Annotated in this window: 26 protein-coding genes and 1 tRNA gene; 19 read left to right on the top strand and 8 right to left on the bottom strand. The window is 72.2% G+C overall.

The features are described from left to right. Nucleotides 1-219 precede the first annotated feature (219 nt). From CCO04_RS20415 to CCO04_RS20405, 3 genes are read left to right on the top strand one after another with little or no spacing between them, the layout of a single operon-like run. Nucleotides 220-1,362: an LLM class flavin-dependent oxidoreductase gene (locus CCO04_RS20415; protein ID WP_215816106.1), complete on the top strand. Its 1,143-nt coding sequence runs from the start codon at nucleotides 220-222 to the stop codon at nucleotides 1,360-1,362. After that, the gene (locus CCO04_RS20410; RefSeq protein WP_215815985.1) at nucleotides 1,359-2,018 is read left to right on the top strand and encodes an FMN reductase; all 660 of its coding nucleotides are present in this window, start codon (nucleotides 1,359-1,361) and stop codon (nucleotides 2,016-2,018) included. Before CCO04_RS20415 ends, CCO04_RS20410 begins: the two co-directional genes overlap by 4 nt. Nucleotides 2,019-2,039: 21 nt before the next feature. Then, nucleotides 2,040-3,191, top strand: a complete 1,152-nt coding sequence (locus tag CCO04_RS20405; protein WP_215815984.1) for an acyl-CoA dehydrogenase family protein — start codon at nucleotides 2,040-2,042, stop codon at nucleotides 3,189-3,191. 79 nt (nucleotides 3,192-3,270) lie between these two features. Here CCO04_RS20405 and CCO04_RS20400 read toward each other — a convergent pair whose 3' ends face one another. After that, on the bottom strand, nucleotides 3,271-3,798 hold the full coding sequence (locus CCO04_RS20400; RefSeq protein WP_215815983.1) for a YbhB/YbcL family Raf kinase inhibitor-like protein: 528 nt from the start codon (nucleotides 3,796-3,798) through the stop codon (nucleotides 3,271-3,273). Between the two features lie 70 nt (nucleotides 3,799-3,868). On the opposite strand from CCO04_RS20400, the gene cobA reads away from it, so the two are divergent. The 5 genes from cobA (at nucleotide 3,869) to CCO04_RS20375 (ending at nucleotide 8,010) form a co-directional block, all read left to right on the top strand. Beyond that, nucleotides 3,869-5,089 carry a uroporphyrinogen-III C-methyltransferase gene (gene cobA / locus CCO04_RS20395; protein WP_308281400.1) on the top strand — a complete coding sequence of 407 codons (1,221 nt, stop codon included), beginning with the start codon at nucleotides 3,869-3,871 and terminating at the stop codon, nucleotides 5,087-5,089. 7 nt (nucleotides 5,090-5,096) lie between these two features. Then, nucleotides 5,097-5,900, top strand: a complete 804-nt coding sequence (locus tag CCO04_RS20390; RefSeq protein ID WP_215815981.1) for an RNA methyltransferase — start codon at nucleotides 5,097-5,099, stop codon at nucleotides 5,898-5,900. 215 nt (nucleotides 5,901-6,115) lie between these two features. Next, nucleotides 6,116-6,328, top strand: coding sequence for a hypothetical protein (locus tag CCO04_RS20385; protein WP_215815980.1), 213 nt, complete (start codon nucleotides 6,116-6,118; stop codon nucleotides 6,326-6,328). Nucleotides 6,329-6,397: 69 nt separating this feature from the next. Further along, nucleotides 6,398-7,516: a dihydrodipicolinate reductase gene (locus tag CCO04_RS20380; protein ID WP_215815979.1), complete on the top strand. Its 1,119-nt coding sequence runs from the start codon at nucleotides 6,398-6,400 to the stop codon at nucleotides 7,514-7,516. A gap of 2 nt (nucleotides 7,517-7,518) precedes the next feature. Further along, entirely contained in the window at nucleotides 7,519-8,010 is a 492-nt protein-coding gene (locus CCO04_RS20375; protein WP_215815978.1) for a carboxymuconolactone decarboxylase family protein, read from the top strand. A gap of 4 nt (nucleotides 8,011-8,014) precedes the next feature. On the opposite strand, the gene CCO04_RS20370 is transcribed toward CCO04_RS20375, so the two are convergent. After that, nucleotides 8,015-8,932: an alpha/beta hydrolase gene (locus tag CCO04_RS20370; protein ID WP_215815977.1), complete on the bottom strand. Its 918-nt coding sequence runs from the start codon at nucleotides 8,930-8,932 to the stop codon at nucleotides 8,015-8,017. Nucleotides 8,933-8,958: 26 nt separating this feature from the next. After that, the gene (gene def, locus CCO04_RS20365) at nucleotides 8,959-9,552 is read right to left on the bottom strand and encodes a peptide deformylase (protein ID WP_215816105.1); all 594 of its coding nucleotides are present in this window, start codon (nucleotides 9,550-9,552) and stop codon (nucleotides 8,959-8,961) included. Between the two features lie 77 nt (nucleotides 9,553-9,629). Here def and CCO04_RS20360 point away from each other — a divergent pair, with 77 nt between their 5' ends. Then, nucleotides 9,630-10,994 (top strand): acyl-CoA dehydrogenase family protein, encoded by a 1,365-nt coding sequence (locus CCO04_RS20360; protein ID WP_215815976.1) that lies wholly within the window; start codon nucleotides 9,630-9,632, stop codon nucleotides 10,992-10,994. Then, a complete protein-coding gene (locus CCO04_RS20355; RefSeq protein WP_215815975.1) occupies nucleotides 10,994-12,214 on the top strand; it encodes an acyl-CoA dehydrogenase family protein in 1,221 nt (406 codons plus the stop codon). Before CCO04_RS20360 ends, CCO04_RS20355 begins: the two co-directional genes overlap by 1 nt. A 147-nt stretch (nucleotides 12,215-12,361) precedes the next feature. Here the strand turns inward: CCO04_RS20355 and CCO04_RS29895 are convergent, their stop codons facing one another. Next, nucleotides 12,362-13,363 (bottom strand): galactokinase family protein, encoded by a 1,002-nt coding sequence (locus CCO04_RS29895; protein ID WP_308281399.1) that lies wholly within the window; start codon nucleotides 13,361-13,363, stop codon nucleotides 12,362-12,364. A gap of 37 nt (nucleotides 13,364-13,400) precedes the next feature. Here CCO04_RS29895 and CCO04_RS20345 point away from each other — a divergent pair, with 37 nt between their 5' ends. After that, on the top strand, nucleotides 13,401-13,967 hold the full coding sequence (locus tag CCO04_RS20345) for a nucleosidase (protein WP_215815973.1): 567 nt from the start codon (nucleotides 13,401-13,403) through the stop codon (nucleotides 13,965-13,967). A 6-nt stretch (nucleotides 13,968-13,973) separates the two neighbouring features. Here CCO04_RS20345 and CCO04_RS20340 read toward each other — a convergent pair whose 3' ends face one another. Both CCO04_RS20340 and CCO04_RS20335 read right to left on the bottom strand, forming a co-directional pair. Further along, a complete protein-coding gene (locus CCO04_RS20340) occupies nucleotides 13,974-14,570 on the bottom strand; it encodes a LysR family transcriptional regulator substrate-binding protein (protein ID WP_215815972.1) in 597 nt (198 codons plus the stop codon). 46 nt (nucleotides 14,571-14,616) lie between these two features. After that, nucleotides 14,617-14,892: a Fe-S cluster assembly protein HesB gene (locus CCO04_RS20335; RefSeq protein ID WP_215815971.1), complete on the bottom strand. Its 276-nt coding sequence runs from the start codon at nucleotides 14,890-14,892 to the stop codon at nucleotides 14,617-14,619. Nucleotides 14,893-15,030: 138 nt separating this feature from the next. On the opposite strand from CCO04_RS20335, the gene CCO04_RS20330 reads away from it, so the two are divergent. Further along, a tRNA-Leu gene (locus tag CCO04_RS20330) sits at nucleotides 15,031-15,116 on the top strand. Nucleotides 15,117-15,241: 125 nt separating this feature from the next. On the opposite strand, the gene CCO04_RS20325 is transcribed toward CCO04_RS20330, so the two are convergent. Then, the gene (locus tag CCO04_RS20325; RefSeq protein WP_215815970.1) at nucleotides 15,242-15,715 is read right to left on the bottom strand and encodes a nuclear transport factor 2 family protein; all 474 of its coding nucleotides are present in this window, start codon (nucleotides 15,713-15,715) and stop codon (nucleotides 15,242-15,244) included. A gap of 253 nt (nucleotides 15,716-15,968) precedes the next feature. Here CCO04_RS20325 and CCO04_RS20320 point away from each other — a divergent pair, with 253 nt between their 5' ends. From CCO04_RS20320 to CCO04_RS20295, 6 genes are all read left to right on the top strand, one after another. Then, nucleotides 15,969-17,651, top strand: coding sequence for an ABC transporter substrate-binding protein (locus tag CCO04_RS20320; RefSeq protein WP_308281398.1), 1,683 nt, complete (start codon nucleotides 15,969-15,971; stop codon nucleotides 17,649-17,651). Then, on the top strand, nucleotides 17,638-18,567 hold the full coding sequence (locus tag CCO04_RS28735) for an ABC transporter permease (protein WP_215815968.1): 930 nt from the start codon (nucleotides 17,638-17,640) through the stop codon (nucleotides 18,565-18,567). Before CCO04_RS20320 ends, CCO04_RS28735 begins: the two co-directional genes overlap by 14 nt. Then, on the top strand, nucleotides 18,564-19,550 hold the full coding sequence (locus tag CCO04_RS20310; RefSeq protein ID WP_308281396.1) for an ABC transporter permease: 987 nt from the start codon (nucleotides 18,564-18,566) through the stop codon (nucleotides 19,548-19,550). The genes CCO04_RS28735 and CCO04_RS20310 overlap by 4 nt, the downstream gene beginning before the upstream one ends. Beyond that, the gene (locus CCO04_RS20305; protein WP_215815967.1) at nucleotides 19,543-20,565 is read left to right on the top strand and encodes an ABC transporter ATP-binding protein; all 1,023 of its coding nucleotides are present in this window, start codon (nucleotides 19,543-19,545) and stop codon (nucleotides 20,563-20,565) included. The genes CCO04_RS20310 and CCO04_RS20305 overlap by 8 nt, the downstream gene beginning before the upstream one ends. Continuing rightward, entirely contained in the window at nucleotides 20,562-21,356 is a 795-nt protein-coding gene (locus CCO04_RS20300; protein WP_215815966.1) for an ATP-binding cassette domain-containing protein, read from the top strand. The genes CCO04_RS20305 and CCO04_RS20300 overlap by 4 nt, the downstream gene beginning before the upstream one ends. 89 nt (nucleotides 21,357-21,445) lie before the next feature. Continuing rightward, the gene (locus tag CCO04_RS20295) at nucleotides 21,446-22,300 is read left to right on the top strand and encodes an alpha/beta fold hydrolase (protein WP_215815965.1); all 855 of its coding nucleotides are present in this window, start codon (nucleotides 21,446-21,448) and stop codon (nucleotides 22,298-22,300) included. On the opposite strand, the gene CCO04_RS20290 is transcribed toward CCO04_RS20295, so the two are convergent. Continuing rightward, nucleotides 22,287-23,249, bottom strand: coding sequence for a LysR family transcriptional regulator (locus tag CCO04_RS20290; protein ID WP_215815964.1), 963 nt, complete (start codon nucleotides 23,247-23,249; stop codon nucleotides 22,287-22,289). The two genes, CCO04_RS20295 and CCO04_RS20290, sit on opposite strands and share 14 nt — an antisense overlap. Nucleotides 23,250-23,544: 295 nt before the next feature. Between CCO04_RS20290 and CCO04_RS20285 the strand changes: the two genes are divergently transcribed. Then, on the top strand, nucleotides 23,545-26,931 hold the full coding sequence (locus tag CCO04_RS20285; RefSeq protein WP_215815963.1) for a pyruvate carboxylase: 3,387 nt from the start codon (nucleotides 23,545-23,547) through the stop codon (nucleotides 26,929-26,931). Nucleotide 26,932: the final 1 nt, after the last annotated feature.

Raw genomic sequence — 26,932 nt, 5'->3', positions numbered from 1 at the left:
TTGCCGAGCAAGCCGTCAGCACAGCGCTTCAGATGACCATACGCAAGTGGTCAACCGGAGGTGGTGCGCAGATCGTCGATGACCGCCCGGCCGCGGTGCAGTGGAAGGCTGGTCGCGGTCCGCGTCCGGCGCCCGGGAATAGGGGCGAGCGGGGGAGAGTTGACGATAGATGACATGGCAACTAGATTGCCGGTGAACAAAGGAGCGGGAACCATGGGCATGCAGATCGGCATCTTCACCGTCGGCGACGTCACCACCGACCCCACCACCGGGCGGACCCCGACGGAGCACGAGCGGATCAAGGCGACCGTCGCGATCGCCAAGAAGGCCGAGGAGGTCGGCCTCGACGTCTTCGCGACCGGTGAGCACCACAACCCGCCGTTCATCGCGTCCAACCCGACGGCGACGCTCGCCTACATCGGCGCCCAGACCGAGAACATCATCCTCTCGACCGCGACCACGCTGATCACCACGACCGACCCGGTGCTCATCGCCGAGGACTACGCCAAGATCCAGCACCTCACCGACGGCCGCGTCGACCTCATGATGGGCCGCGGCAACACCGGCCCGGTCTACCCGTGGTTCGGCAAGGACATCCGCCAGGGCATCAACCTCGCGGTCGAGAACTACGCGCTGCTGCGCCGGCTGTGGACCGAGTCCGACGTCGACTGGGAGGGGCGCTTCCGCACCCCGCTCCAGGGCTACACCTCGACCCCGCGCCCGCTCGACGGCGTCGCGCCGTTCGTGTGGCACGGCTCGATCCGCAGCCCCGAGATCGCCGAGCAGGCGGCGTACTACGGCGACGGCTTCTTCCACAACCACATCTTCTGGCCGGCCTCGCACACCGAGCAGATGGTGCGCCTCTACCGCGAGCGGTTCGCGCACTACGGGCACGGCACCGCCGAGCAGGCGATCGTCGGCCTCGGTGGGCAGTTCTTCATGCGCAAGAACAGCCAGGACGCCGTACGCGAGTTCCGTCCGTACTTCGACAACGCGCCGGTCTACGGCCACGGCCCGTCGCTGGAGGACTTCACCCGCCAGACGCCGCTCACTGTCGGTTCGCCCCAGGAGGTCCTGGAGCGGACCCTGTCGTTCCGCGAGTACGCCGGCGACTACCAGCGCCAGCTGTTCCTCGTCGACCACGCGGGGCTGCCGCTCAAGACGGTCCTGGAGCAGCTCGACCTGCTGGGCGAGATCCTGCCCGAGATGCGCAAGGGCTTCGCCGAGGGCCGCGGCGCCGACGTGCCGGACGCCCCGACCCACGCCTCGCTCGTCGCGGCGGCGGGCGGCGCCCACGACACCACCGTGCACGCCGAGGACACCATGACCGGTACCACCGACCGCGAGGAGGTCGACGCATGACCACGCGCACCACCCGGATCGTCGTCGTCTCGGCGGGACTCTCGGTCCCGTCCTCGACCAGGCTGCTCGCCGACAAGCTCGGCGCGGCCGTCGAGCGGGCCGTGGGCGCCCGGGGGCACGAGGTCGAGGTCGAGCACGTCGAGCTGCGGCCGCTGGCGCACGCGCTGGCCGACCACCTGCTGACCGGGTTCCCCTCGGGCGACCTGGCCGAGGCGATCGAGGCGGTCCGTCACGCGGACGGCCTGGTCGTGGTGACGCCGGTGTTCTCGGCGTCGTACTCGGGGCTGTTCAAGACGTTCTTCGACGTCTTGGAGCCTGGTCTGCTCGACGCCAAGCCGGTCGTCGTGGCGGCCACCGCCGGGACCGCGCGGCACAGCCTCGTGCTCGACCACGCGCTGCGGCCGCTGTTCGCCTACCTGCGCGCGGTCGTCGTACCGACGGGGGTGTTCGCGGCGAGCGAGGACTTCGGAGCCACCGACGACGGCTCGCTGGACAAGCGGGTCGAGCGGGCGGCCGGCGAGCTGGCCGTGCTGCTCGGCGGCACCGCCGGCGAGGTGCCCGCGACCGCGCCCCGGCGCTCGGTCGCGGACGGGTTCTCCGCGCCGACCCCGTTCGAGCAGCTCCTCCGTGAGGCGGGCGGCAGCTCGGTCCGTTGACCTCGGTGGCAGCATGAGCCCATGCGCCGAACAGTGTTCAACGAGGACCACGAGGACTTCCGCCGCACCATCCGCTCCTTCCTGGAGTCGGAGGTCGTGCCCAACTACCAGGAGTGGTACGACGCGGGCCAGGTCTCGCGCGACCTCTACAAGAAGGTCGGGGACCTCGGTGTCTTCGGCATCGAGGTGCCCGAGGAGTACGGCGGCGCCGGCATCGAGTCGTTCAAGTTCTCCGCGGTCCTGACCGAGGAGTGCGCCCGCGCCGGGATCCACCTCGGCGGCTCCGGCGTCCACGTCGAGCTCTGCCTGCCGTACCTGCTCAAGCTCGGCACCCCCGAGCAGCTGCACCGCTGGATGCCCGGCTTCATCTCCGGCGAGGAGATGTGGGCCATCGCGATGACCGAGCCGGGCACCGGCTCGGACCTGGCCGGTATGCAGACCACCGCCAAGCGCGACGGTGACCACTACGTGCTCAACGGCGCCAAGACGTTCATCACCGGCGGCGTCCTCGCCGACCGCGTCATCGTCTGCGCCCGGACCTCCCCGCCGCTCGAGAGCAACCGCCGCTTCGGCATCTCGCTCTTCGCCGTCGACACCAAGTCCGAGGGCTGGGCGGTCGGGCGCAAGCTCGACAAGCTCGGCCTGCGCACCTCCGACACGGCCGAGCTGTCGTTCACCGACGTCATGGTTCCGGCGAGTGACCTGCTCGGCGAGGAGAACGAGGGCTTCACCTACCTCGGCCAGAACCTCCCGCAGGAGCGCCTCGGCATCGCCTACGGCGCCTACGCCCAGGCCGCCGCGGCGATCCGGTTCACCCAGGCGTACGTCGAGGAGCGCAAGGTCTTCGGCACCTCGGTCGCGTCCTTCCAGAACACCAAGTTCGAGCTCGCCGCCTGCCAGTCCGAGGTCGACGCCGCCCAGGCCGTGTGCGACCGCGCGCTCGAGGCGCACGACCTCGGCGAGCTCACCGCGGTCGACGCGGCCTCGGCCAAGCTGTTCTGCACCGAGGTCGCCGGCCGGGTCATCGACCGCTGCCTGCAGCTGCACGGCGGCTACGGCTACATGAACGAGTACCCGATCGCCCGCCTGTACGCCGACACCCGGGTCACCCGAATCTACGGCGGTACGTCGGAGGTCATGAAGCTGATCATCGCCAAGTCGATGGGCCTCTAGCCCGCCGAAGTGCGGGGGTTGCTGCACCGAGATCGGTATCTCGGACCAGCAACCCCCGCACTTCGTGGAGGGCTGAGGCTCAGTGCGCGTAGGTGCCGGTGAGGATGGCCCGGCCCAGCGTCTTGAACGCCAGGTTGAAGCCGACCACCGCAGGCGTCGCGGAGCCGTCGACGCCGAGCTGGGGCTCGCCGACCGCGTGGACCACGAAGAAGTAGCGGTGCACCTGGTCGCCCTCGGGGGGAGCGGCGCCGGCGAAGTCCGGCGTACCGAAGTCGTTGCGGACGTGGAAGGCGCCGGCCGGGAGGGTGGCGTCGGAGGCGCCCGCGCCGGTGTCGAGGCTGGTCACGTCGGCCGGGATGTCGACGGCGACCCAGTGCCAGAACCCGCTCGGGATGGGCGCGTCGGGGTCGAAGCAGGTCACGACATAGCTCTGGGTGCCCTCGGGGCCGGGCTCCCAGGTGAGCTGGGGCGAGGTGTTGCCGAGGGCGTAGACCTGCGCGTCGTCGAGCGGCCGGCCGTCGGTGACGTCGGCGCTGGTGACGGCGAAGGCGGCAGCGGCGGGGAGCAGCGGGTACGGGTCCGGGGTCACCGGGCGATCGAGACTCATGTCACCCGAAGGTAGTCCGGTGGTTGGCCCGGACCAACGGCTGTTCGCGAACTGTCGAGAGAATGTCCCGGTGAGCGACTTCCCGCCGTACCCCTCCGGCCTGCGCCTGGCCGGACGCCGCGTCCTCGTCGTGGGCGGGGGACACGTCGCGCAACGGCGCGTCCCGCAGCTGATCGCCGTCGGAGCCGACGTCCACGTCGTCTCGCCGGTGGTCACGCCGGCCATCGAGGGCCTGGTCGGCTCGGGCGAGATCACCTGGCACGAGCGGGCCTTCGCCGACGCCGACCTCGACGGCACCTGGTACGTCATCGCCGTCACCGACGACCGCGCGGTCAACGACCACGTCTCCTCGCTGTGCGAGGAGCAGCGGATCTTCTGCGTCCGCTCCGACGACGCCACCCTCGGTACGGCGTGGACGCCCGCGATCGGCCGCGAGGCCGGCATCACCGTGGCCGTGGTCGGCAACCGCGACCCGCGCCGCTCGGCATCGGTGCGCGACGAGATCGTCGCCGGCCTGCGCGACGGCACGATCGCCGCCCCGCACCACCGCGACCGCACCCCGGGCGTCACGCTCGTCGGCGGCGGCCCGGGCAACCCCGAGCTCATCTCGATCGCCGGGCGCAAGGCGCTCATGGCCGCCGACGTCGTCGTCGCCGACCGGCTCGCCCCGCGCGAGCTGCTGGGCGACCTGCCCGCCGACGTCGAGCTGGTCGACGTCGCCAAGCTCCCGCGCGGGCGCTCGGCGCAGCAGGAGGAGATCAACCGGGTCATCGTCGAGCGCGCGCTCGAGGGCAAGCGCGTGGTGCGGTTCAAGGGCGGCGACAACTTCGTCTTCGGCCGGGGCTACGAGGAGGTCATCGCGTGCCGCGCGGCCGGCGTACCGGTCACGGTGATCCCGGGCCTGACCTCGCCGGTCACCGTGCCGGGCGTGGCCGGCATCCCGGTCACCCACCGCGGCGTCGCCCACGAGTTCGCCGTCGTCTCGGGCCACCTGCCGCCCGGGCACCCCGAGGCGCTCACCGACTACGCCGCGCTCGCGCGCCTCAACGGCACCATCGTCGTGATGATGGGCGTCGAGAACGCCCCCGCCATCGCCGAGGCTCTGGTGGCCGGCGGTCGCCCGGCGTCGCTGCCCGTCGCCGTGGTCTGCGACGGCACCATGCCCACCGAGCGCACCGTGCTCGCCAGCCTCGGCACCCTGGCCGACCGGCTCGCCGAGGAGTCGGTGAAGCCGCCGGCGATCATCGTCATCGGCGAGGTCGTCCGGGTCGCGCACCCCGACGCCTTCTGAGGCGCTGATGGCCGAACTCGTCGAGATCGCCGACGCGGACGACCCGCGCCTCGCGGACTACCGCGACCTGCGCGACGTCGAGCTGCGCAAGCACCTGGAGGCCGAGCACGGCCTGTTCCTCGCCGAGGGCGAGAAGGTCGTGCGCCGCGCGGTCCTCGGCGGCTACACCCCGCGCTCGTTCCTGATGGCGCCGCGCTGGCTCGACGGGCTCGCCGACGTACTCGATCGGTCGGATGCACCCTGCTACGTGCTCTCGGAGGCGCTGGCCGAGGAGGTCACCGGCTTCCACGTCCACCGCGGCGCCCTCGCCTCGCTGGAGCGGCGGCCGCTGCCCAGCCTCGACGAGGTGCTCGACGGCGCCCGCTCGGTGCTCGTGCTCGAGGACATCGTCGACCACACCAACGTCGGCGCCATCCTGCGCTCGGGCGCGGCCCTCGGCTTCGACGCCGTCCTGCTCGCCCCGCGCTGCGCCGACCCGCTCTACCGCCGGGCGATCAAGGTCGCCATGGGAGCGGTGTTCTCGATGCCCTGGACCCGCCTGCCCGACTGGTACGACGCCCTGCCCGAGCTCAGCGGCCGCGGGTTCACCACGGTGGCGCTCACGCTGGCGCCGGACGCGGTACCGGTGGAGGAGGCGGTGGCCGGCCTCGACAAGGTCGCCCTGGTCCTCGGCTCCGAGGGCCACGGCCTGTCCCAGCGCTGGGAGCAGACGTCCGACCGGCGCGCGATCATCCCGATGGCCGCGGGCATCGACTCGCTCAACGTGGCGGCCGCGACGGCGGTCGCGTGCTACGTGACGGCGCGGCGCTGAGGCCGTCCCGGTGGGCCGCTGGGCCACCCGACCGACCTGCGGACCCAGCCGGAGGTGCTCGCACACGACGGCATCCGATTCCGGGACGGGCTCGCCGACCCGAACCAGCAGATCAGTGTCGCTGGGCTGGTTGCGGTCGCTGACCGGGAACCCGACCCGACGGACCTCCTCAGGATGACCCCGGTCCGCCGCGAGCAGCGGCGGCTCGGGAGGCCGTGTTCCCGGCGTGCGTGCTCGGGTGCGACGCCCTCTTCGAGCATGGCTACGTCGGCGTCGACGGGGCCGGCCGCGCCATCCGGCTCCGTACGGCGCCGAGCGCGGCCGTGGCGGCGGCTGTCGGCGCCCTGCACGGTCGTGAGGTCCCTGGTCTCACGCCCGGCCGGGCCCGGAGGTTCGCGGAGCACCGCACGCTCGGCGACACCCACTGACGAGCGATCACCAAAAAAGACACGCTGTCGCACTACCGCACCCCGCGCGACCCGCCTACGCTCCCGTGCATGGCGAACGAGAACACGTTCTACTCATCCGAGCCCGTCCCCGTCGTGGTCTGGGGCACCGGCAACATGGGCCGCGCGTCGATCCGCGCGGTCGCTGCTCATCCGGGTCTGACCCTGAGTGCGGTCATCGTCAGCGACGAGGCCAAGGCCGGCAAGGACGCGGGGGACCTCGCCGACCTGGGTCGTACCACCGGGGTGCAGGCGACGACCGACGTGGCGGTGGCGCTGGCGACGCTGGACGGCGGTGGCGCCGTGGCGTACGCCGCCTCGGGCGAGCTGCGGCCCGACGACGCGGTGGTCGACATCGCGCGGGCGCTGGGCGGGGGTGCGGTGGTGGTGACGCCGTCGGTGTACGCGCTCTACGACCACCGCAGCGCGCCGGCCGAGATGACCGACCCGCTCACCAAGGCGTGCGCCGAGGGCGGCAGCGCGCTGTTCGTCAGCGGTATCGACCCGGGCTGGGGCAACGACCTGCTGCCGGTGCTGGTCAGCGGGCTGGCCTCCGAGGTGGAGCAGGTCCGGTGCCAGGAGATCTTCGACTACTCGACGTACGACGCCGAGGACTCGGTCCGCTACATCGTCGGCATGGGCCAGCCGATGGACTACGAGCCGCCGATGGTGGCCGCGGGCATCCCGTCGATGGTGTGGGGCGGCCAGGTGCGGATGATCGCGCGGGCGCTCGGCGTCGAGCTCGACGAGCTGCGCGAGACGCTGGAGCGGCGTGAGCTGGACGCGACGGTCTCGACGGCGCTGGGGGAGTTCGAGGCGGGGACGCAGGGTGCGCTCCGGTTCGAGGTGCAGGGCATCGTGGGCGGTGAGCCCAAGATCGTCATCGAGCACGTCACCCGGATCAGCGCGGAGTGCGCGACCGACTGGCCGATGCCGGCCGACGGCGGCGACGGCGCGCACCGGGTGATCATCGAGGGGCGCCCGCGCATCGAGATCAACGTCGAGGCCACCGACGAGGGCGGCAACCGCGCGGCCGGCGGCAACGCCACCGCGGCCAACCGCCTCGTCAACGCGATCCCGTGGCTGCGCACCGCCACCCCCGGCCTGTACGACGGCCTGGACGTCCCGCTCCAGCCGACCACCTACCTGCGGACCACCGGGGAGGCCTGAGCATGTTCATCGAGATCCCCGAGGGCAAGGACCCGATCCTCTACGTCTGGGGCGAGATGGTCCCCGGCATCGGCCCGGCGGCGTCGGCGTTCGCGATGAGCGTCTACGAGCACAGCACGCTGGGGCTGCGCGAGTTCGAGGCGGCACGGCTGCGGATCGCGCAGATCAACGGCTGCATCTTCTGCCAGGACTGGCGCACCGAGCGCGACGGGCAGAAGGTCGAGGACACCTTCGACGCCGCGGTCCAGGAGTGGCGCACGACGCCCGACTTCGACGAGCGCACCCGCCTGGCCGCCGAGTACGCCGAGCGCTACGCGCTGGACCACCACGGCATCGACGACGGCTTCTGGCAGCGCATGCGCACGCACTACAGCGACCGCGAGATCGCCGAGCTGTCGATGTGCCTGGGCTCGTGGATCGCGTTCGGGCGGCTCAACCGCGTGCTCGGCCTGGACGCGGCGTGCGTCCTGCCGAGCCACGCGGCGAAGGCCTGAGGGCTCAGACCGAGCGCAGCAGCGCCGCGAACCGGGCGACCGTCTCGTCGACGGCGCGCTGGCAGGCGGGGGACCACGGCCCCATGTCGAAGAAGCCGTGGATGAGCCCCGGGTAGGTCTCGTGCTGGACCGGTACGCCGGCCGCGGCGAGGGCGTCGGCATAGGCCACGCCCTCGTCGCGCAGCGGGTCGAACTCGGCGGTGACCACGACGGCCGGCGGCTGCCCGGCCAGCGTGCCGTGCAGCGGCGAGATCCGCGGGTCGGTCAGGTCGGTGTCGGCGTCGGCGTAGTTGCCGACGAACCAGACCATCGTCGCCTCGTCGAGGAAGTAGCCCGAGGCGTTCTCCTTGCGCGAGGCGTAGTCGCCGAGCACGTCGGTGGCCGGGTAGACGAGCAGCTGGGCCGCGACGCCGGGCACGTGCTGGGCCGCGACCGCGGACAGGTTGCCGCCGGCGGAGTCGCCGGCCACGGCGAGGACCTCGCTGCCGCCGTACTCGGCGAGGCGGGCCTGGACGTCGCGCACCGCGGCGATCGCGTCCTCGGCGGCGGCCGGGAAGCGGGCCTCGGGTCCGAGCCGGTAGTCGACCGCGACGACGACGGCCCCGGCTCCGGCGCAGATCGCGCGGGCCATCGCGGCGTGGGTGTCGAGGTCGCCGATCACCCAGCCGCCGCCGTGGAGCAGGACGACGGTCGGGAACGGGCCGGTGCCCTCGGGGCGGTAGACCCGGGCGGCCAGCGGGCCGGCGCCGCCGGCGACCTGGTCGTCGGCGACCGAGCCCACCGGCGCGAGGGTCTCGGGCGGGCGGCCGTCGACCGTCAGGGCGCGGAAGACGGTACGCGCGTCGGCGGGGGAGAGCTCGGACATGGGGGTGCCGGCTTCGATGGCCTCGAGGAGGCCGGCCAGGGACGGGTCGACAGGCATGGGCCGACGCTAGCCCACGCCCACCCTCAGGTGGGCCACTCCGCGGGATAGTCGGCGACCGCCGCGTCGTGCTGCTTGCGCAGCTTCTTCATCGCCTTGGCCGAGAGCCGGTCGCCGAAGACGGTGCCGACGGTGTGGTCGGTCTCGTGCTGGAGGCACTTGGCGAGCAGGCCGTCGCCCTCGAAGCGGACCGGCCGTCCGTCGAGGCCGACGCCCTCGACGGTGGCGTAGTCGGGCCGGGCGCAGTCGACGAACGCGCCCGGGAACGACAGGCAGCCCTCGGGGCTGTCGTCGAGGCGCCGGTCGCGGCCCTCGGGCAGCACCAGGCGGGGGTTGCACACGACGCCGACCACGCGCTGGTCCTCGGCGTCGGGGCAGTCGAAGACGAACATCGCGACGTCCTCGCCGACCTGGCAGGCGGCCAGGCCGACCCCCTCGGCGGCGTACATCGTCGCGACCATGTCGGCGGCCAGCGCCCGCAGCGCCTCGTCGAACACGGTGACCTCGGCCTGCGGCCGGTGCATGACGGCGGTGCCCCAGCGCGTCATCGGGCGCACGCTCCCGCCCCGGGGCAGGGGTCCGTACGGCGCGAGCGGGGTCTGGTCGTCCATGGCGCGCATCGTATTGGCGAGGATCACACCGCGCCGATTCGGGCTACCTGTAGCGCGGTGTGTAACTCGCGGTTACAGTTAGTCGCATGTCCTTGATCAGCAACCTCAAGCCGGGCGGGAAGCACGGGGTTCCCAGCAACGAGAGCCGTGATCCCATCGGCTACCTCGTCGCCGGCCTCAACCGGCTCGCCCAGACCGACCTCCTCGACAAGGTCCGCCTCCGCAAGCCGGCCGAGCAGGCGGTCTTCTCCGTCACCCGGACCGGGTTCAAGACGATGACCAACGCCAGCCGGACCTTCGCCAAGGCCGGACAGAAGGGTCAGCCGGGCACCCGCCCGACCCCCGCGGCCGCCAGCGGCGTCTTCGACCTCACCCCGGGTGAGGACGAGCAGATGCTCGTCGACGTGGTCACCGAGTTCGCCGACGAGGTCGTCCGGCCCGCGGCCTTCGAGGCCGACAAGGAGTGCGCGGCGCCCGACGCCCTGCTCAAGTCCAGCCTCGAGATCGGGCTGCCGATCCTGGGTGTCCCGGAGTCCCTGGGCGGGGTCTCCGAGGAGCGCTCCGCGATGGCCGGCACGCTCGTCGCCGAGGCGCTCGCCAAGGGCGACATGGGCCTGGCCGTCGCCACCCTGGCGCCCGGTTCGGTCGCGACTGCCATCGGTCTGTGGGGCACCGATGCGCAGCAGCAGACCTACCTCCCGGCGTTCACCGGCGACGAGGTCCCCGCGGCCGCGCTCGCGCTGAGCGAGCCGACCGTCCTCTTCGACGTGCTCAGCCCGTCGACCACCGCCAAGAAGTCCGGCGACGGCTACGTGCTCAGCGGCACCAAGAGCCTGGTCGCCCGCGGCGACCACGCCGAGCTCTTCGTCGTCGGCGCCCAGCTCGACGGCAAGCCCGTGCTGTTCCTGGTCGAGTCCTCGACCGAGGGCCTCAGCATCGAGGGCGACCCGGCGATGGGCGTGCGCGCCGCGTCGCTGACCAAGCTCGTGCTCGAGAACGTCAAGGTCCCCGCGGACGCCGTCCTCGGCGCTACCGACGGCTCGACCTACACCGAGTGCGTCCGGCTCTCGCGCCTGGCCTGGTGCGCGCTCGCGGTCGGCACGGCCCAGGCCGTGCTCGACTACGTGACGCCCTACGTCAAGGAGCGCGAGGCGTTCGGCGAGCCGATCGCCAACCGCCAGTCGGTCGCCTTCATGGTCGCCAACATCGCGATCGAGCTCCAGGGCATGCGCCTGCTGACCTACCGCGCGGCTTCACGTGCCGCGGCCGGCAAGGACTTCTCCCGCGAGGTCGCACTGGCCCGCAAGGCGTGCACCGACAAGGGCATGCAGATCGGCCTCGACGGCGTCCAGCTGCTCGGTGGCCACGGATTCGTCAAGGAGCACCCGGTCGAGCGGTGGTATCGCGACCTGCGTGCCATCGGCATCATGGAAGGAACGGTGCTGGTCTGATGGCCATCAACCTCGAAGTCCCGAAGAAGCACCGGGCGCTGGTCGACCAGGCCCACCAGGTCGCGATGAACATGCTGCGACCCATCTCGCGCAAGTACGACATCGCCGAGCACGAGTATCCCAAGGAGCTCGACATGCTCGCGGCGATGATCGACGGGCTCTCCGAGTCCGGCGCGAGCGAGGGCGCCGGCGCGACCGGCGTACGCCGCGACGCCGACGACAGCGACAAGAAGGGCTCGGTCAAGAACGGCGCCAACCTCGCCTCGGTGACCTCGGTCGCCGAGATGTGCTGGGGCGACACCGGCCTGCTGCTCTCGATGCCCCGCCAGGGCCTCGGCAACTCCGCGATCGCCTCGGTCGCCAACGACGAGCAGCTCGAGCGCTTCAAGGGCCGCTGGGCCTCGATGGCGATCACCGAGCCGTCGTTCGGCTCCGACTCGGCTGCGATCTCGACGACCGCCGTGCTCGACGGCGACGAGTACGTCATCAACGGCGAGAAGATCTTCGTCACCTCCGGCGAGCGCTCCGACTGCATCGTGGTGTGGGCGACGCTCGACAAGTCCCTGGGCCGCGCGGCGATCAAGTCGTTCGTGGTCGAGAAGGGCACGCCCGGCGTCAAGGTCGAGCGGCTCGAGGAGAAGCTCGGCATCCGCGCCTCCGACACCGCGGTGATCACCTTCACCGACGCGCGAGTGGCCAAGGAGAACCTCCTCGGCTCGCCCGAGATCAACGTCGAGCAGGGCTTCGCCGGCGCGATGGCGACGTTCGACAACACCCGTCCGCTGGTCGCCGCGATGGCGGTCGGCTGCGCCCGGGCCTCGCTCGACCTGACCCGCGACCTGCTCAAGGAGGCGGGGATCGAGGTCGACTACGACCGTCCCGCGCTGCTCCAGCACGCCGCTGCCGCGAAGTTCCTCCAGCTCGAGGCCGACTGGGAGGCCGGGCGCCTGCTCACCCTCCAGGCCGCGTGGATGGCGGACAACCGCAAGCCCAACTCGCTGGAGGCCTCGATGGCCAAGGCGAAGGCCGGCCGGGTCGGCTCCGACGTGACGCTGTCGTGCGTCGAGCTGTGCGCGTCGATCGGCTACAGCGAGGAGGAGCTGCTCGAGAAGTGGGCCCGCGACTCCAAGATCCTCGACATCTTCGAGGGCACCCAGCAGATCCAGCAGCTCATCGTGGCCCGCCGGATCCTCGGGCTCTCGAGCGCCGAGCTCAAGTGAGCTAGCAGGGTCTTGGGTCGAGGGCCCGTCTCCGCGGTCGTGGGGGCGGGCCCTCGACGTCCGTGGGCGGGGTGGAACGTGTTGCGATTGGTCAGAGACTGCAGCGACACGCCGGTGGGACTTGCGGTTTGGGACCAAACCGCAAGTTCAGGCCGGCGCCGCGATGAGGCGCGCGCCCACCGCGGGCAGGACGACGCGGTGGGCGGGCGCTTCCCACCCGGCGGCGCCGTAGGCGTCGTCGATCGCCGCGCGCACCGCGGCGACCCCGGTCTCCGGGACCAGCGCGATGGTGCACCCGCCGAACCCACCGCCGGTGAGCCGGGCGCCGAGTGCGCCCGAGCCGATCGCGGCGTCGACGGCGGCGTCGAGCTGGGGGAGCGAGACCTCGAAGTCCTCGCGCAGCGACACGTGCGAGGCGGTCATCAGCAGGCCGAGGCCGGGCCAGTCCCCGGCCGCGATCGCCGCCACGGCCGAGCCGACCCGGGCGTCCTCGGTCGCCACGTGCCGCAGCCGGCGTACGTCGCCCGCCGCGCACTCGCGCCGGCGCTGCGCATAGCCGCCGTCCCCGTCGGCGAGCACGTGCCGGACCCCGCTGTCGGTGACCAGGATCCTCAGCCCGGCCGCGGCCAGCGGCAGCGGTACGTCGCTCACCCGGGGGGCCGCGGGATCCGCGAAGTCGAGCAGCAGCGCGCCGCCCGCGCTGCCGAGCATGCTGGCGAGCTGGTCCATGCCGCCGGTCGGCGCTCCGACGTGCTCGGTCTCGGCGCGGCGGCACGCCTCGGCGATCCGGCGCCGGCCCGGCCGGTCCAGCGGCTGGCCGAGCAGCCCGGCGATCGCCACGGCGACCGAGCACTCGAGTGCGGCCGAGCTGGACAGCCCGCCGCCGATCGGCAGGTCGGTCGTGACGGCGACGTCGAGGCCGGGGACGTCCCACCCGGCCTCCCGCAGCGCCCAGACGACGCCCGCGACGTACCCGGTGGCGTCGGCGTCCCCGCTGCCCTCCACCACCAGTGCGGCGTCGTCACGGACCGTGACGGTCGCGGTGGTGGCGAGCGGGATCGCGAACGGCAGGCAGCGCCCGCCGTTGTAGTCGGTGTGCTCGCCGATCAGGTTCACCCGGCCCGGGGCCGTGGCGGTCGCTGAGGTCACCCGTCCATCCTCGCCCACCGGCCGCTAGCGTGACGCCGTGCCTCGTCCCCTCATCGTCGCCGCGGCCCGTTCCGAGGTCGCCCACGTCCCGGCCGGGCTCGACGTCGTCGTCACCGGCATCGGCAAGACCGCCGCCGCGACCGCGCTGACCCGGCACCTCGCCGGCCGTTCCGACCTCGACGACCTGGTCGTCGTCAACCTCGGCACCGCGGGCGCCCTGCACGACGGGCTCGACGGGCTCGACGGCGAGCACGGCCTCCACGAGATCGGGACCGTGCTCAACCACGACATCAACGGCGACGCGATCCGGGCGCTCGGCTACGACCCGCGCGACCGGCTCGTGATCGGGGAGAGCCCGACCGTCCTGGCCACCGGCGACGTCTTCGTCACCGACCCGGTCGTCCGGGCCCGGCTCGCCGAGCGGGCGCAGCTCGTCGACATGGAGGGCTACGCCGTGGCGTACGTCGCCCAGGAGTTCGGCGTCCCGCTGCGGATGGTCAAGCACGTCTCCGACAACGCCGACGAGGGCGCGATGGAGTGGGCCGTGCTGGTCGACCGCAGCGCCCGGGTCCTGGGGGAGTGGGCGGCGACCCACCTGGGCTGACCGCCGTCAGCGGCTGCTGGAGGCCCGCCGGCCGCGCACCACGCCCACGAAGTCCTGGTGGACGGGACTGTCGGCCTCTCGCGGCCACAGCAGCGCCACCGTCGTCGGGGGCAGGTCGACCGGACGGGTGACCACGTCCTTGCGGTGGTGCAGGCGCGCCAGCGACATCGGCACGATCACCACCCCGGTGCCCGAAGAGGCGACCTCGATCGCGTCCTTGACCGTCATCGGCGGGAACGGCAGCTGCTCGGCAGCCGGCGTCCACCCGGACGGGTGGGGGAGCACGAGCTGCTCGTCGGCGAGCTCGGCGAGGTCGAGCGGCGCGTCGGACTCGGCGGCGGCGGCCACGAAGTGCTCGCGCCCGGCGACGACGACGGGCTGCTCCTCGTACAGGCGGACGCAGTGGAGGGGCGTCGGCGCCTCGAGGTCGACCGGCAGCCGGGCCAGGACGAGGTCGGCGGTGCCGTCGTCGAGCACGGCGCGGGCGGCGTCCTCCTCGATCGGCAGCAGCCGCAGCGGCAGGCGCGGGTGACGCTCGCGCCAGACCCGGGCCCACTTGTCGGGCGTCACTCCGGGGACGAAGGCGACACGCAGCTCTTGCATGCCCCCACGATCCCAGAAGCGACGCCCGAGCGTGGCTTCGGCGTCGCTAGGCCTGCGCGAGCAGGCCGAACTGCAACGCCCCCTGGTCGTCGACCCCGGCGTCGAGGGTCATCTCGCCGAGCTGGTCGGCGGCTCCCGCATCGAGGTAGACGGTCGCGCCGTTCTGCACCACCACCTCGTCGCCCGCCTCGGGCTGGGCCGTCGCGGTGACGGCGAAGCCGGTGTCGACCTGCGTGATCCGCAGGCCCGCGGTGTCCGGAGCGTCGGGGATGTCGGTCATCTGCTTGACGATCGTGCATGCGTTCTCAGTCAGGGTGAGCATGGCTTGCCTTCTCGGTTGAGGTCAGAGACCTCACCCACCGTGGCACGCGGACCAGGCTCGATCAAGGCGTGCGGATGCCCAGGAGGGGTGCCGATGCGGCATCTCGGGCCAGCCTTTGCTACGGTTTCACCCGCACTCGTCCGGGTGGCGGAATTGGCAGACGCGCTAGCTTGAGGTGCTAGTGCCCGTATTAGGGCGTGGGGGTTCAAGTCCCCCCTCGGACACAGAAAAGCCAGAACGGCGGCCCTCGGGCCGCCGTTCTGCGTTGGTGGCCGCGTACTCCTCCGGCGCGGCGACCAGCCGGCGGCGGAGGGGATCGGCGTCGTGGCGCGGTGCGCAGGGGGTGCCGTCATCTCTGCGGTACGCCGGTCCCGACGATCCGTACGTCGCCCGCGGTCCGCAGCCGCACCTCCAGCACCCGGCTCGCGAACCGCCACCCCGCGTCCGTACGCCGGTAGCGGTCCCGGTAGACGACGTGCCAGGTGTCGTCCCGGGCCCCGCCGTCGCGCTCGAACGCGTGGTGCGCGACGCACGCGACCCGGCCGGTCGCCTCGTCGGCGGAGACGGCGTCGAAGACGGTCCCGACCACGGCGTGCACGGTGACGGGCAGGCGGTGGACCGCGCCGAGGGCGGTGGTGATGGCGTCGAGGCCGTCGTGGGTGGCGGTGCCGGGCGCGCGGCCGGGGTCGACCGGGGCGGTCATGGTGGCGTCGGGGGCGAAGAGAGCGACCACGGCGTCGAGGTCGCGGTCGTCGACGCCGGCGGCGTAGCGGTGGACGAGGTCGGCGAGCGCGAGGTGGTCGGCGGGGGAGAGCGACGTCATGGTGCGAACGCTAGACATGTAGCACAGGTGCACGCCGCCGTCTTCCGGCCAGCGGGATCGGCGGCTATCGTGGACGCCGCACACGCAGAGGCCTCCGATCTTTCAGTTTTTCTGAAAGGTGCCCTGCAGAACTCCTCGATGGACGCACCTGTGGCCGCGACCACAGACTCCCTTCCTGAGATCCAAGCCGCGGTCCCGATCGATCGGGACCGCCTCACAGGAAGCGCGATCTATGGCGAAACGATCCCGGAGAGTGGTGCCCGTCGGGCTCGCCCTCGTCCTGGCCCTCGCGGTGGCCGGCTGCAATGCCAACTCCTCGTCGAGCGACTCGACCAAGGACAAGAACACGTCGGCGATGGAGTCCGTGCCCCAGGGCGGGACGCTCCACTACCTCTCCCGCAAGGCGACGGAGTCCTTCGAGACCGCCAACGCGCAGATGGTGCCGACCAGCCGGCTGCGGTGGGTGCACCGCGGGCTGACGTCGTGGCAGACGTTCCCGGACAAGGACACGATCCTGGTCCCGGACCTCGCCAAGGACACCGGTACGACCGACGACGGCGGCAAGACCTGGACCTTCGAGCTGCAGGAGGGCCTGAAGTTCTCCGACGGCAGCCCGATCACGGCCCAGGACGTCAAGTACGGCATCGAGCGGTCGTTCGCGCCGATGTTCCAGGGCGGCCTCGGCTACCACAAGACCCTGCTCGAGGGCGGTGCCGACTACGACGGCCCGTACGACGGCAAGGAGCTCGACTCCATCGAGGTCGTCGACGAGCACAAGATCGTTTTCCACCTGACCCGCCCGTTCGGCAACTGGCCGTGGATCGTGAGCATGCCGGCGTTCGCGCCCGTGCCGAAGGCGGCCGACACCCAGCCCGAGACGTACGGCGAGAAGCCGGTCGCGAGCGGCCCGTACATGGTGACGAGCTTCAGCAAGGGCACCCAGGCCGTGCTGGAGCGCAACCCGAACTGGAAGGCGGACACCGACCAGGCCCGCCTGGCCGGCCCGGACAAGATCATCCTCGACATGGGCCTGAACAACGACACGATCGTGCAGCGCCTCATCGACGACAAGGGCGACGACAAGAACGCGATCAGCAACGCGCTCATCTCGCCCTCGCAGTTCCAGCGCATCGAGTCCGACGCGTCGATCTCGGACCGGCTGGCCAACGGCCCCTCGGGCTACTTCCGCTACCTCGCGATGAACGTGAAGCGGCCGGGTCTCTCCGACCTCCGGGTGCGCCAGGCGATCAACTACGCGATCAACAAGTCCGAGATCCAGAGCGTGTACGGCGGCCCGAAGTTCGGTGGTCAGATCACCTCGTCGATCATGACCGAGGGCATCCCCGGCGCCACCGACTACGACCTGTACCCGGGCGGCGACACCGGTGACGTCGAGAAGGCCAAGGAGCTGCTCGACGAGGCCGGCGTGAAGAACCTCAAGCTCACGCTGACCTACCCGACCGACGTCAGCGCGATCGAGGAGAAGGAGGCCCAGAGCGTCAAGAACTCGCTCAAGCGGGTCGGCATCGACGTCGAGCTCAAGGGTCTCGACGGCAGCACCTGGTACGAGCTGGTCTCGTCCGCCGACGGTGACTACGACCTCACCACGAACGGCTGGGGCGCCGACTTCCCGAGCGGCATGAGCACCATCCAGCCGCTCTTCGCCTCGAGCGAGATCGGCAACGGCGGCGGCAACGCCTCGCAGTACTCCAACCCCGAGGTGGACGCGGCGATCGACGCCGCGATCTCCGAGCCCGACCTCGACAAGGCCGCCGAGATGTGGGCCGCGATCGACAAGCAGATCATGGAGGACGCCCCGATCGTCCCGTTCCTCGTGCAGCGCACGCAGGCACTGGCCGGATCGAACATCCTGAACTACTTCATGCCCGCCTACCCGCCGTTCGCGAACGAGCTGGTCGTCGGTGTCGATCACTGAGATCGAGCAGGCGGAGGGCCGGCGCACGTCGGTCCTCCGCCGCTTCCTCCGCAAGAAGTCCGGCGTCGCCGGGCTGGTGATGCTCGTCGTGCCGCTGGTCGCGGGGCTCTGCGCCCCGCTGCTGGTCCGGCTCGAGGGCCAGGACCCGCACACGTTCCACACCGACCTGCTCGACCCGGACGGCGGGCGCCCGCTCGGCGCCCTCGGCGGCGTCAGCGCCGACCACTGGCTGGGTGTCGTCCCGGTCACCGGCGTCGACCTGTTCGCGCAGATCGTCTACGGCATCCGCTCCTCGCTGTTCATCGCGTTCGGCGCGAGCATCCTGGCGATCGTCTTCGCGGCGGTCCTGGGCACGGCGATGGGGTACTTCGGCGGCTGGCTCAACGCCGTCGCCGGCCGGCTGATCGACTTCATGTTCGGCTTCCCGGGCCTGATGTTCGTCATCGCGATCATGGCGATCGTGCCGGCGGAGATGCCCCGTGGGCTGGTGCTCGTGCTGGTCCTGGCGTTCTTCGGCTGGACCGTGCCCGCCCGGATCATCGGCGCCCAGGCCGGTGCGATCAACGCCCGCGCCTTCGTCGAGGCCGCCCGCGCCACCGGGGCCCCGCCCTGGCAGATCATCCGGCGCGAGATGCTCCCGCACCTCTTCGGCCTGGTCGTCGTCCTGTTCGCGATGTCGCTGCCCGGCAACGTCAGCGTCGTCGCGGGCCTGTCCTTCCTCGGCGTCGGCATGCGTGGCGACGTGCCCGACCTCGGCAAGCTGCTCTCCGACTCCCTGCCGTGGATCTACTCCGGCGCGGACGTCTGGTACATGCTCTTCCCCGGCGCCGTGGTGTTCCTGATCGTCTTCGGCGCCACGCTCGCCGGTGACGCGCTCCGCGACGTGCTCGACGTCCGTACGGAGGATGCCTCGTGATCGCCTACATCGTCCGACGCATGGTCACCGCGGTGTTCATGCTCCTCGCGATCGCCTTCGTGACGATCGCCCTGTTCTTCGGTGCCTCCAAGGACCCGGCCCGCGCCATGTGCGGCAAGCCGTGCCCGGAGGAGACCAAGGCCAAGGTCAGCGCCTACATGCAGACCGACGAGAGCGTCGTGTGGCAGTACGGCCAGTTCGTCAAGGGACTGGTCGCCGGCCGCACCTACGGCGAGGGGTCGCAGCAGGTGGAGTGCGCGGCGCCGTGCTTCGGCTACTCGTTCCCCAACCGCAGCGACGTCACGACGCTCATCGGCGAGCGGCTGCCCGTCACGCTGTCGCTGGCCGCGGGCGCCGCGGTGCTCTGCCTGGTCGTCGGGATCGGGCTCGGCGCGCTCTCGGCGATCCGAAGAGGCGGGCTGGTCGACAGGTTCTCGACCGGCTTCGCGATGTTCGGGCTGTCGGTGCCGACCTTCCTGGTGGGCCTGCTCGTCGTGCAGGTGTTCGGCTTCATGCTCAACGCCCTGCCGTACTCCGGCTTCGTCTCGTTCTCGGAGTCACCGGCCGACTGGGCCTGGCACCTGATCGGCCCGTGGATGGTGCTGTCGTTCATCCTCGCCGCGGGCTACATCCGGGTGACTCGGACCCAGCTCCTCAACGAGCTCTCGGCCGAGCACCTCGTCGCGATGACCGCGCGCGGGGCCTCGCCCCGGCAGGTCAACCGGCACGCCGTGCGCGGCGTGATGGTGCCGGTGGTGGCGATGTTCGCGCTCGACGTGACCGCGCTGCTGGGCGGCTCGGTGATCGCGGAGAAGGTCTTCAGCCTGCACGGGCTCGGCGACCTGCTGCTCTCCGGCGTCAACGAGTCCGACCTCAGCATCGTCGTCGGGGTGACCCTGTTCTCCGCCTTCCTCATCATCGTCGGCAACCTGATCGCCGACCTGCTGATGCCGCTTCTCGACCCGAGGATCCGCCGTGCCTGACCCCGTGCTGCAGGTCGAGGACCTGTCCGTCTCGTTCACCAGCGGCGGGGTCACCGCCGACGTCGTGCGCGACCTCTCGGTGACGCTGGACGGCGGCCGCACGCTGGCCCTGGTCGGCGAGTCCGGGTCGGGCAAGACGATCACCGGGCGCGCCATCATGCAGCTGCTGCCGCGGGCGGCCTCCGCCCGTGGGCGGATCGTCGTCGCCGGCCGGGAGATGCTCTCCGCCGACGAGCGCGAGCTGCGCCGCGCGCGCGGTGCCGACGTGGCGATGGTGTTCCAGGACTCGATGTCGGCCCTGAGCCCCTATCTCGACATCGGCGCGCACATCGCCCAGGCGGTGCGGCTGCACGACCGGTCGGTCTCTCGTCGCGCCGCGCGGATGCGGGCGGTGGAGATGCTGGAGCGGGTCGGCATCCCGGAGCCCGCGGCCGCCGTACGGCGGTTCCCGCACGAGTTCTCCGGCGGCATGCGCCAGCGTGCGGTGATCGCGATGGCGCTGGTCAACCGGCCGGCCCTGCTCATCGCCGACGAGCCCACGACCGCGCTCGACGTGACCGTGCAGGCCCAGATCCTGGCGCTGCTGCGCGAGCTCCAGGACGAGTACGGCATGGCGATGCTGCTCATCAGTCACGACTTCGGGGTCGTGGCGAGCGCGGCCGACGACGTCCTGGTGCTGTACGCCGGCCGCGAGGCCGAGTACGGCAGCCTGCGCGACATCTTCGAGGCACCGGCCCACCCCTACACGGCGGGCCTGCGGGCGGCGACGCCGCGGCTCGACGCCCGGCTCGACAGCGGGGGAGAGCGCACCCGGCTGCGCTCCATCCCGGGCGCGCCGACGTCCCTTCGTGACGCCGGCCCCGGCTGCGCCTTCGCGCCGCGCTGCGGGCTGGCCGATCGGGTCGGCGAGCGGTGCGTCGTCGAGGTGCCGCTGCCGACCCTGCGGCCGGGCGACGCGCATCGCGCGGCCTGCCACCTCGACCAGCTCCCGTCCCTCGAGGAGGTCGCCCGATGAGCGCCGATGCCCCGATCCTGGAGATGACCGACGTCAGCAAGAGGTTCCGCACCCCGGGCGGCTTCGGCCGTCGCGGTGGTGGCTTCCTCGCCGTCGACGGTGTCTCGCTGCAGGTCGGCCGCGGCGAGGCCCTGGGCCTCGTCGGTGAGTCCGGCTCGGGCAAGTCCACGCTGGCCCGGATGGCCAACGGCCTGGTCACGCCGACGTCCGGCACGGTCCGCACCGACGGCCACGACGTCGCCGCGCTCAGCCGGGGCGGACTGCGCCGGCTGCGGCGCAACGTGGCGATGGTCTTCCAGGACCCGCTGGCCTCGCTCAACCCGCGCCAGACCGTGCGCCAGACGCTGGAGAACGTCTACCGCGCGCACGGCGAGACCACCTCGACGGCCGAGCTGGTGGCCCTGCTGGAGTCGGTCGGCCTCGGCCCCGACTACCTCGGGCGCTACCCGCACGAGGCGTCCGGCGGTCAGCTCCAGCGGGTCGCGGTCGCCCGGGCGCTCGCGCTCAAGCCGGACCTGATCATCGCCGACGAGCCGACATCCGCGCTCGACGTGTCGGTGCGCGCCCAGATCCTCAACCTGCTCGCGGACCTCCAGCGCGACCAGGGGATCTCGTTCCTCCACGTCAGCCACGACCTGGCGGTGATCCGGCTCTACAGCGACCGGGTCGCGGTCATGCAGCGCGGGCGCGTGGTCGAGACGGGGCCGTCCGACGAGATCTTCCGCTCGCCCCAGCACCCCTGCACCCAGGCGCTCGTGGCGGCCACGCCCGAGGCCGAGCTGCCGACCTGACCCTGCCCGACCTTCGCGCGACCGCTGCATGACGCCGACCGGCCGTGCCACGATCAGCACCATGACGCACTGAAAGAGAAAGAAGAGACGTGGGAACCGACCTGTTCGTCCGGACGTACGGGCGGGACGCAGCCGATGCGCCCGCCATCCTCATCCTGCACGGCGCCATCGAGTCCGGTGAGTGCTACGGCGACGCCGTCGACCGCTGGGGCGGTGACTTCCACATCGCGGCGCCCGACGCCCGCGGGCACGGGAAGTCGCCGGGCCGCCGGCCCGAGCACGAGGGCGTGCCGTCGACCGACGTGATGGTGCAGGACGCGATCGACATCCTGGGCGACATGCTCGAGGCGACCGGCCGCAAGACGCTGGTCGTGGGGCACTCGATGGGCGCCCGGATCGCGGCGTTCGTCGCCGCCGACGCGCCGCACCTCGTCGCGGGCGTGGTGCTGGAGGACCCGCCGTGGTGGGTGCCCGAGGCCGGGCCGAACCCGTGGCTGAGCGTGCCGGTCGACCAGCGCGAGCGCGACCCGTTCGACGAGGTCGACGTCCTCTCCGTCGACGAGATGGTCGACCTGCAGCGCGAGCTCAAGCCGCACTGGCCCGAGCAGGAGCTGCGCCCGCTGGCCGAGGCGATGCGGGCCGTCGACACCGGGTACATGGACCAGCGGCTCCACGAGAAGCGCCGGATCTGGACGCCGACCGCCCGCCAGATCACGGTCGGCCCGGCCGGCGTACCGGCCCTGCTGGTCACCGGCACCGGCGACGTCATCGTCGACAAGCACTCCCGCGAGCGGCTCACCGCCGTCGCGCCCGGCTTCGACGTTGTGGTGATCGAGGGCGCGGGTCACTGCGTGCGCCGCGACCGCCCCGACGAGTACCACGCGCACGTCGACGCGTTCCTGCGCGAGAGCGCGCCGTCGGTGGGCGCGGTCACTCCACGCTGAACGTGTCGGAGCGCGCGAGCGGGCCGTAGATCTCCGAGTCCGGCTCGGCGAGCGCGGCCCGCATCGCCTCCAGCCCGGCGCGGACGACGGGATGTCCCTGGTTGTCGCGCCGGGTGGTCATGATGACCTTGCGCAGCGGCGCGATGCCGCGCGTGGGCAGGACCGTCACCCAGTCCGCGTCGCGCGCCGACAGCGCGGACTCGGGCACCAGGCAGATGCCCGCCTCGGCGGCGACCAGGGCCAGCGCGGCGCGGTAGTCGTCCGAGACGTGGGCGATCGGCGGGTGGAAGCCGACCTCGGCGCACGCCTGGAGCACCATCGTCCGGCACGGGTTTCCCGGTGAGGGCATGATCCAGCCCTCGTCGGTGAGCTGGGTGAGCTCGATGCCCTCCTCGCCCGCCAGCGGGTGACCGAGGGGCAGCACGGCCTTGAACCGCTCGATGTAGAGCGGGAACTTGGCGATGTCGGGGGAGTCGCGCTCGGGGTCGGACTCGTACTCCAGGCTCACGGTCACGTCGATGTCGCCGCGCATGAGCATCCGGTGGCTCATGTGCGCCTCGGCGTCGACGACCGTCACGTCGACCCCGGGTGCCTGGCGGCGCAGCTCGACGATCGCGGGCGCGACGACCCAGTTGATCGCCGTCGGGAAGGCGCCGATCCGGAGCTGGCCCAGGACGCCGCCCGCGTGCGCAGCAAGGTCGGCCTCGGCCATCTTGAGCCGGGAGCTGATCTCCTCGGCGTGGTCGGCCAGGATGCGACCGGCCGGGGTCAGCGCCAGCTTGCGCCCCGTCCGTACGACGAGCGCGTGGCCCACCTCGCGCTCGAGCGCGCTGAGCTGTTGGGAGACCGCCGACGGCGTCAGGTGCAGGGCTGCGGCCGTCGCGGTGACCGAGTCGGAGTGCACGAAGGCGCGCAGGACCATCAGGCGTCGGGGGTCGATCGTGGGCACGCTGCTCCGTCGCGTCGGCCGGGCGTCCGTCACGGTAGGGGGATCCGCGAGGCGGGACCGGGGTACTGCCGATGCTAGCGCTTCCGGACCGGTCCCGGCGGGCTGCGCGGGACCTCTGATTCATGTCTCTCAGGCATAGGTTACCTCGCAAGTGGTCATTGGACGCATAGTCCGCGGGTCTTGAGGATGGTGCTGCTTCACCACCTTCGACCCAGGGAGCCGCCATGCACCACACCGACACCGCCAGGACGCAGGAGCGGCGCGTCGTGCCCGGCACCGGGTCGGGGTGCTGACGATGTTCTCGAAGGTCCTGGTCGCCAACCGCGGCGAGATCGCCATCCGCGCGTTCCGGGCGGCGTACGAGCTCGAGGCCACGACCGTGGCCGTCTTCCCCTACGAGGACCGCGGCTCCGAGCACCGGCTCAAGGCCGACGAGGCCTACGAGATCGGCGAGCGCGGGCACCCGGTGCGCAGCTACCTCGACCCGGAGGCGATCGTGGCCGCCGCGGTGGCGTGCGGCGCGGACGCGATCTACCCGGGCTACGGCTTCCTGTCGGAGAACCCGGCGCTGGCCGAGGCCTGCACGGCGGCCGGCATCACGTTCATCGGCCCCTCGGCCGAGGTGCTGACGCTGACGGGCAACAAGGCCCGCGCGATCGCCGCGGCCAAGGCCGCGGGCGTCCCGACCCTGCGCAGCGTGGACCCGTCGACCGACGTCGACGCGCTGGTCGCCGCGGCCGAGGCGATCCCGACGCCCCTGTTCGTCAAGGCCGTCGCCGGTGGCGGTGGCCGCGGCATGCGCCGCGTGGACGAGCGCGCCGGGCTGCGCGAGGCGGTCGAGACCTGCATGCGCGAGGCCGAGGGCGCGTTCGGCGACCCGACGGTGTTCATCGAGCAGGCGGTGGTGGACCCGCGGCACATCGAGGTCCAGATCCTCGCCGACGGCTCGGGCGAGGTCATCCACCTGTTCGAGCGGGACTGCTCGGTGCAGCGCCGCCACCAGAAGGTCGTCGAGATCGCCCCGGCGCCCGACCTCGACCCCGCCCTGCGCGACCGGATGTGCGCCGACGCGGTGCGCTTCGCCCGCGAGATCGGCTACTCGTGCGCAGGCACGGTCGAGTTCCTGCTCGACCCCGAGGGCAACTACGTCTTCATCGAGATGAACCCGCGGATCCAGGTCGAGCACACGGTGACCGAGGAGGTCACCGACGTCGACCTGGTCCAGTCGCAGATGCGGATCGCGGCGGGGGAGACCCTGGCCGACCTGGGGCTGACCCAGGACAGCATCCGGCTGCGGGGCGCCGCGCTGCAGTGCCGGATCACGACCGAGGACCCGGCCAACGGCTTCCGTCCCGACACCGGCACCATCACCGCCTACCGGTCCCCGGGCGGGGCGGGCGTGCGCATCGACGGCGGTACGACGTTCACCGGCGCCGAGGTCAGCCCCCACTTCGACTCCATGCTGGCCAAGCTGACCTGCCGCGGCCGCACCTTCGACGACGCCGTGGCCCGCGCCCGGCGGGCGGTCGCGGAGTTCCGGATCCGTGGCGTCGCCACGAACATCCCGTTCCTGCAGGCGCTGCTCGACGACCCTGACTTCGAGGCCGGCCGGGTCACCACGTCGTTCATCGAGACCCACCCCGGGCTGCTGACGGCACGGGCGTCCGGCGACCGCGGCACCCGGCTGCTGACCTACCTCGCCGACGTCACGCTCAACCAGCCCCACGGGCGCTCGCCGGTCTCGGTGGCCCCGGTCGCCAAGCTCGCGACGCTGGACCCCGCGCACGCCGTACCGGACGGCACGCGGCAGCGGCTGCTGGCCGTCGGACCCGAGGCGTTCGCGGCCGAGCTGCGGGCGCAGTCGGCGGTCGCGGTCACCGACACCACCTTCCGTGACGCCCACCAGTCGCTGCTGGCGACGCGGGTCCGCACCCACGACCTGCTCGGGGTGGCCGGTCACGTCGCCCGCACCACGCCGGAGCTGTGGTCGCTGGAGTGCTGGGGCGGCGCGACCTACGACGTCGCGCTGCGCTTCCTGGCCGAGGACCCGTGGGACCGGCTGGCCAAGCTGCGCGCCGCGGTGCCCAACATCTGCCTGCAGATGCTGCTGCGCGGGCGCAACACGGTCGGCTACACGCCGTACCCGACCGCGGTGACCGACGCGTTCGTCGAGGAGGCCGCCGCCACCGGCATCGACGTGTTCCGGATCTTCGACGCGCTCAACGACGTCGAGCAGATGCGTCCCGCGATCGCCGCGGTCCGGGCGACCGGCACCAGCGTCGCCGAGGTGGCGCTCTGCTACACCGGCGACCTCTCCTCGCCCGACGAGGACCTCTACACGCTCGACTACTACCTGCGCCTGGCCGAGCGCATCGTCGACGCCGGCGCCCACGTGCTCGCGATCAAGGACATGGCCGGCCTGCTGCGCGCCCCGGCGGCGCACACGCTGGTGACGGCGCTGCGCGAGCGCTTCGACGTGCCCGTCCACCTGCACACCCACGACACCGCGGGCGGCCAGCTCGCCACCCTCGCGGCGGCGATCGACGCCGGTGTCGACGCGGTCGACGCCGCGTGCGCCGCGATGGCCGGCACGACCTCCCAGCCGCCGCTGTCGTCGCTGGTCGCCGCCACCGACCACGGCCCCCGCGAGACCGGGCTCGACCTGGGCGCGGTCAACGCGCTCGAGCCCTACTGGGAGGCCGTCCGCCGGCTCTACGCCCCGTTCGAGTCCGGGCTGCCGGCGCCGACCGGGCGGGTCTACCGCCACGAGATCCCCGGCGGCCAGCTCTCGAACCTGCGCCAGCAGGCGATCGCGCTGGGTCTGGGGGAGCGGTTCGAGGCGGTCGAGGACATGTACGCCGCGGCCAACGACATCCTCGGCCGGGTCCCCAAGGTGACGCCGTCGTCCAAGGTCATCGGCGACCTCGCCCTGGCGCTCGTCGCCGCGGGCGCCGACCCCGAGGCGTTCGCGGCCGACCCGTCGTCGTACGACATCCCGGCGTCGGTGATCGGCTTCCTGCACGGCGAGCTCGGCGACCCGCCGGGCGGCTGGCCCGAGCCGTTCCGGTCCAAGGCGATCGCCGGCCGGCCGTGGACGCCGCCCGACGAGACGCTCACCGCCGAGCAGGCGGAGGGGCTCGCGGGCGAATCGGCCCAGCGCCGCGCGACGCTCAACCGGCTGCTGTTCCCCGGGCCCACCCGGGAGTACGACGAGGCGCGCTCGAAGTGGGGCGACCTGTCCGTCGTACCGACGCGGGAGTACCTCTACGGCCTGCAGTCCGGTGAGGAGCACGTCGTCGAGCTGGCCGAGGGCAAGCGCCTCATCCTCGGCGTCCAGGCGATCAGCGAGCCCGACGAGCGCGGCTTCCGGACCGTGATGTGCCTGCTCAACGGGCAGATCCGCCCGATCTCGGTGCGGGACCGCTCGGTCGCCGCCGAGGTCGCCGCCGCCGAGAAGGCCGGCCCCGCCCAGCGCGGCCACGTCGCGGCGCCCTTCCAGGGCGTCGTCACCGTGACCGTCGCCGAGGGCGACCAGGTCGCGGCCGGCGACACCGTCGCCACCATCGAGGCGATGAAGATGGAGGCCGCGATCACCGCGCCCGTCGACGGGACCGTCCAGCGCGTCGCGCTCACCGGTCCGCACCCCGTCGAGGGCGGTGACCTGGTCGTGGTGGTCGGCTGAC

Source organism: Pimelobacter sp. 30-1 (assembly GCF_018831735.1).
GTDB lineage: Bacteria > Actinomycetota > Actinomycetes > Propionibacteriales > Nocardioidaceae > Nocardioides.
This window is presented reverse-complemented; position numbering and strand designations above follow the sequence as displayed.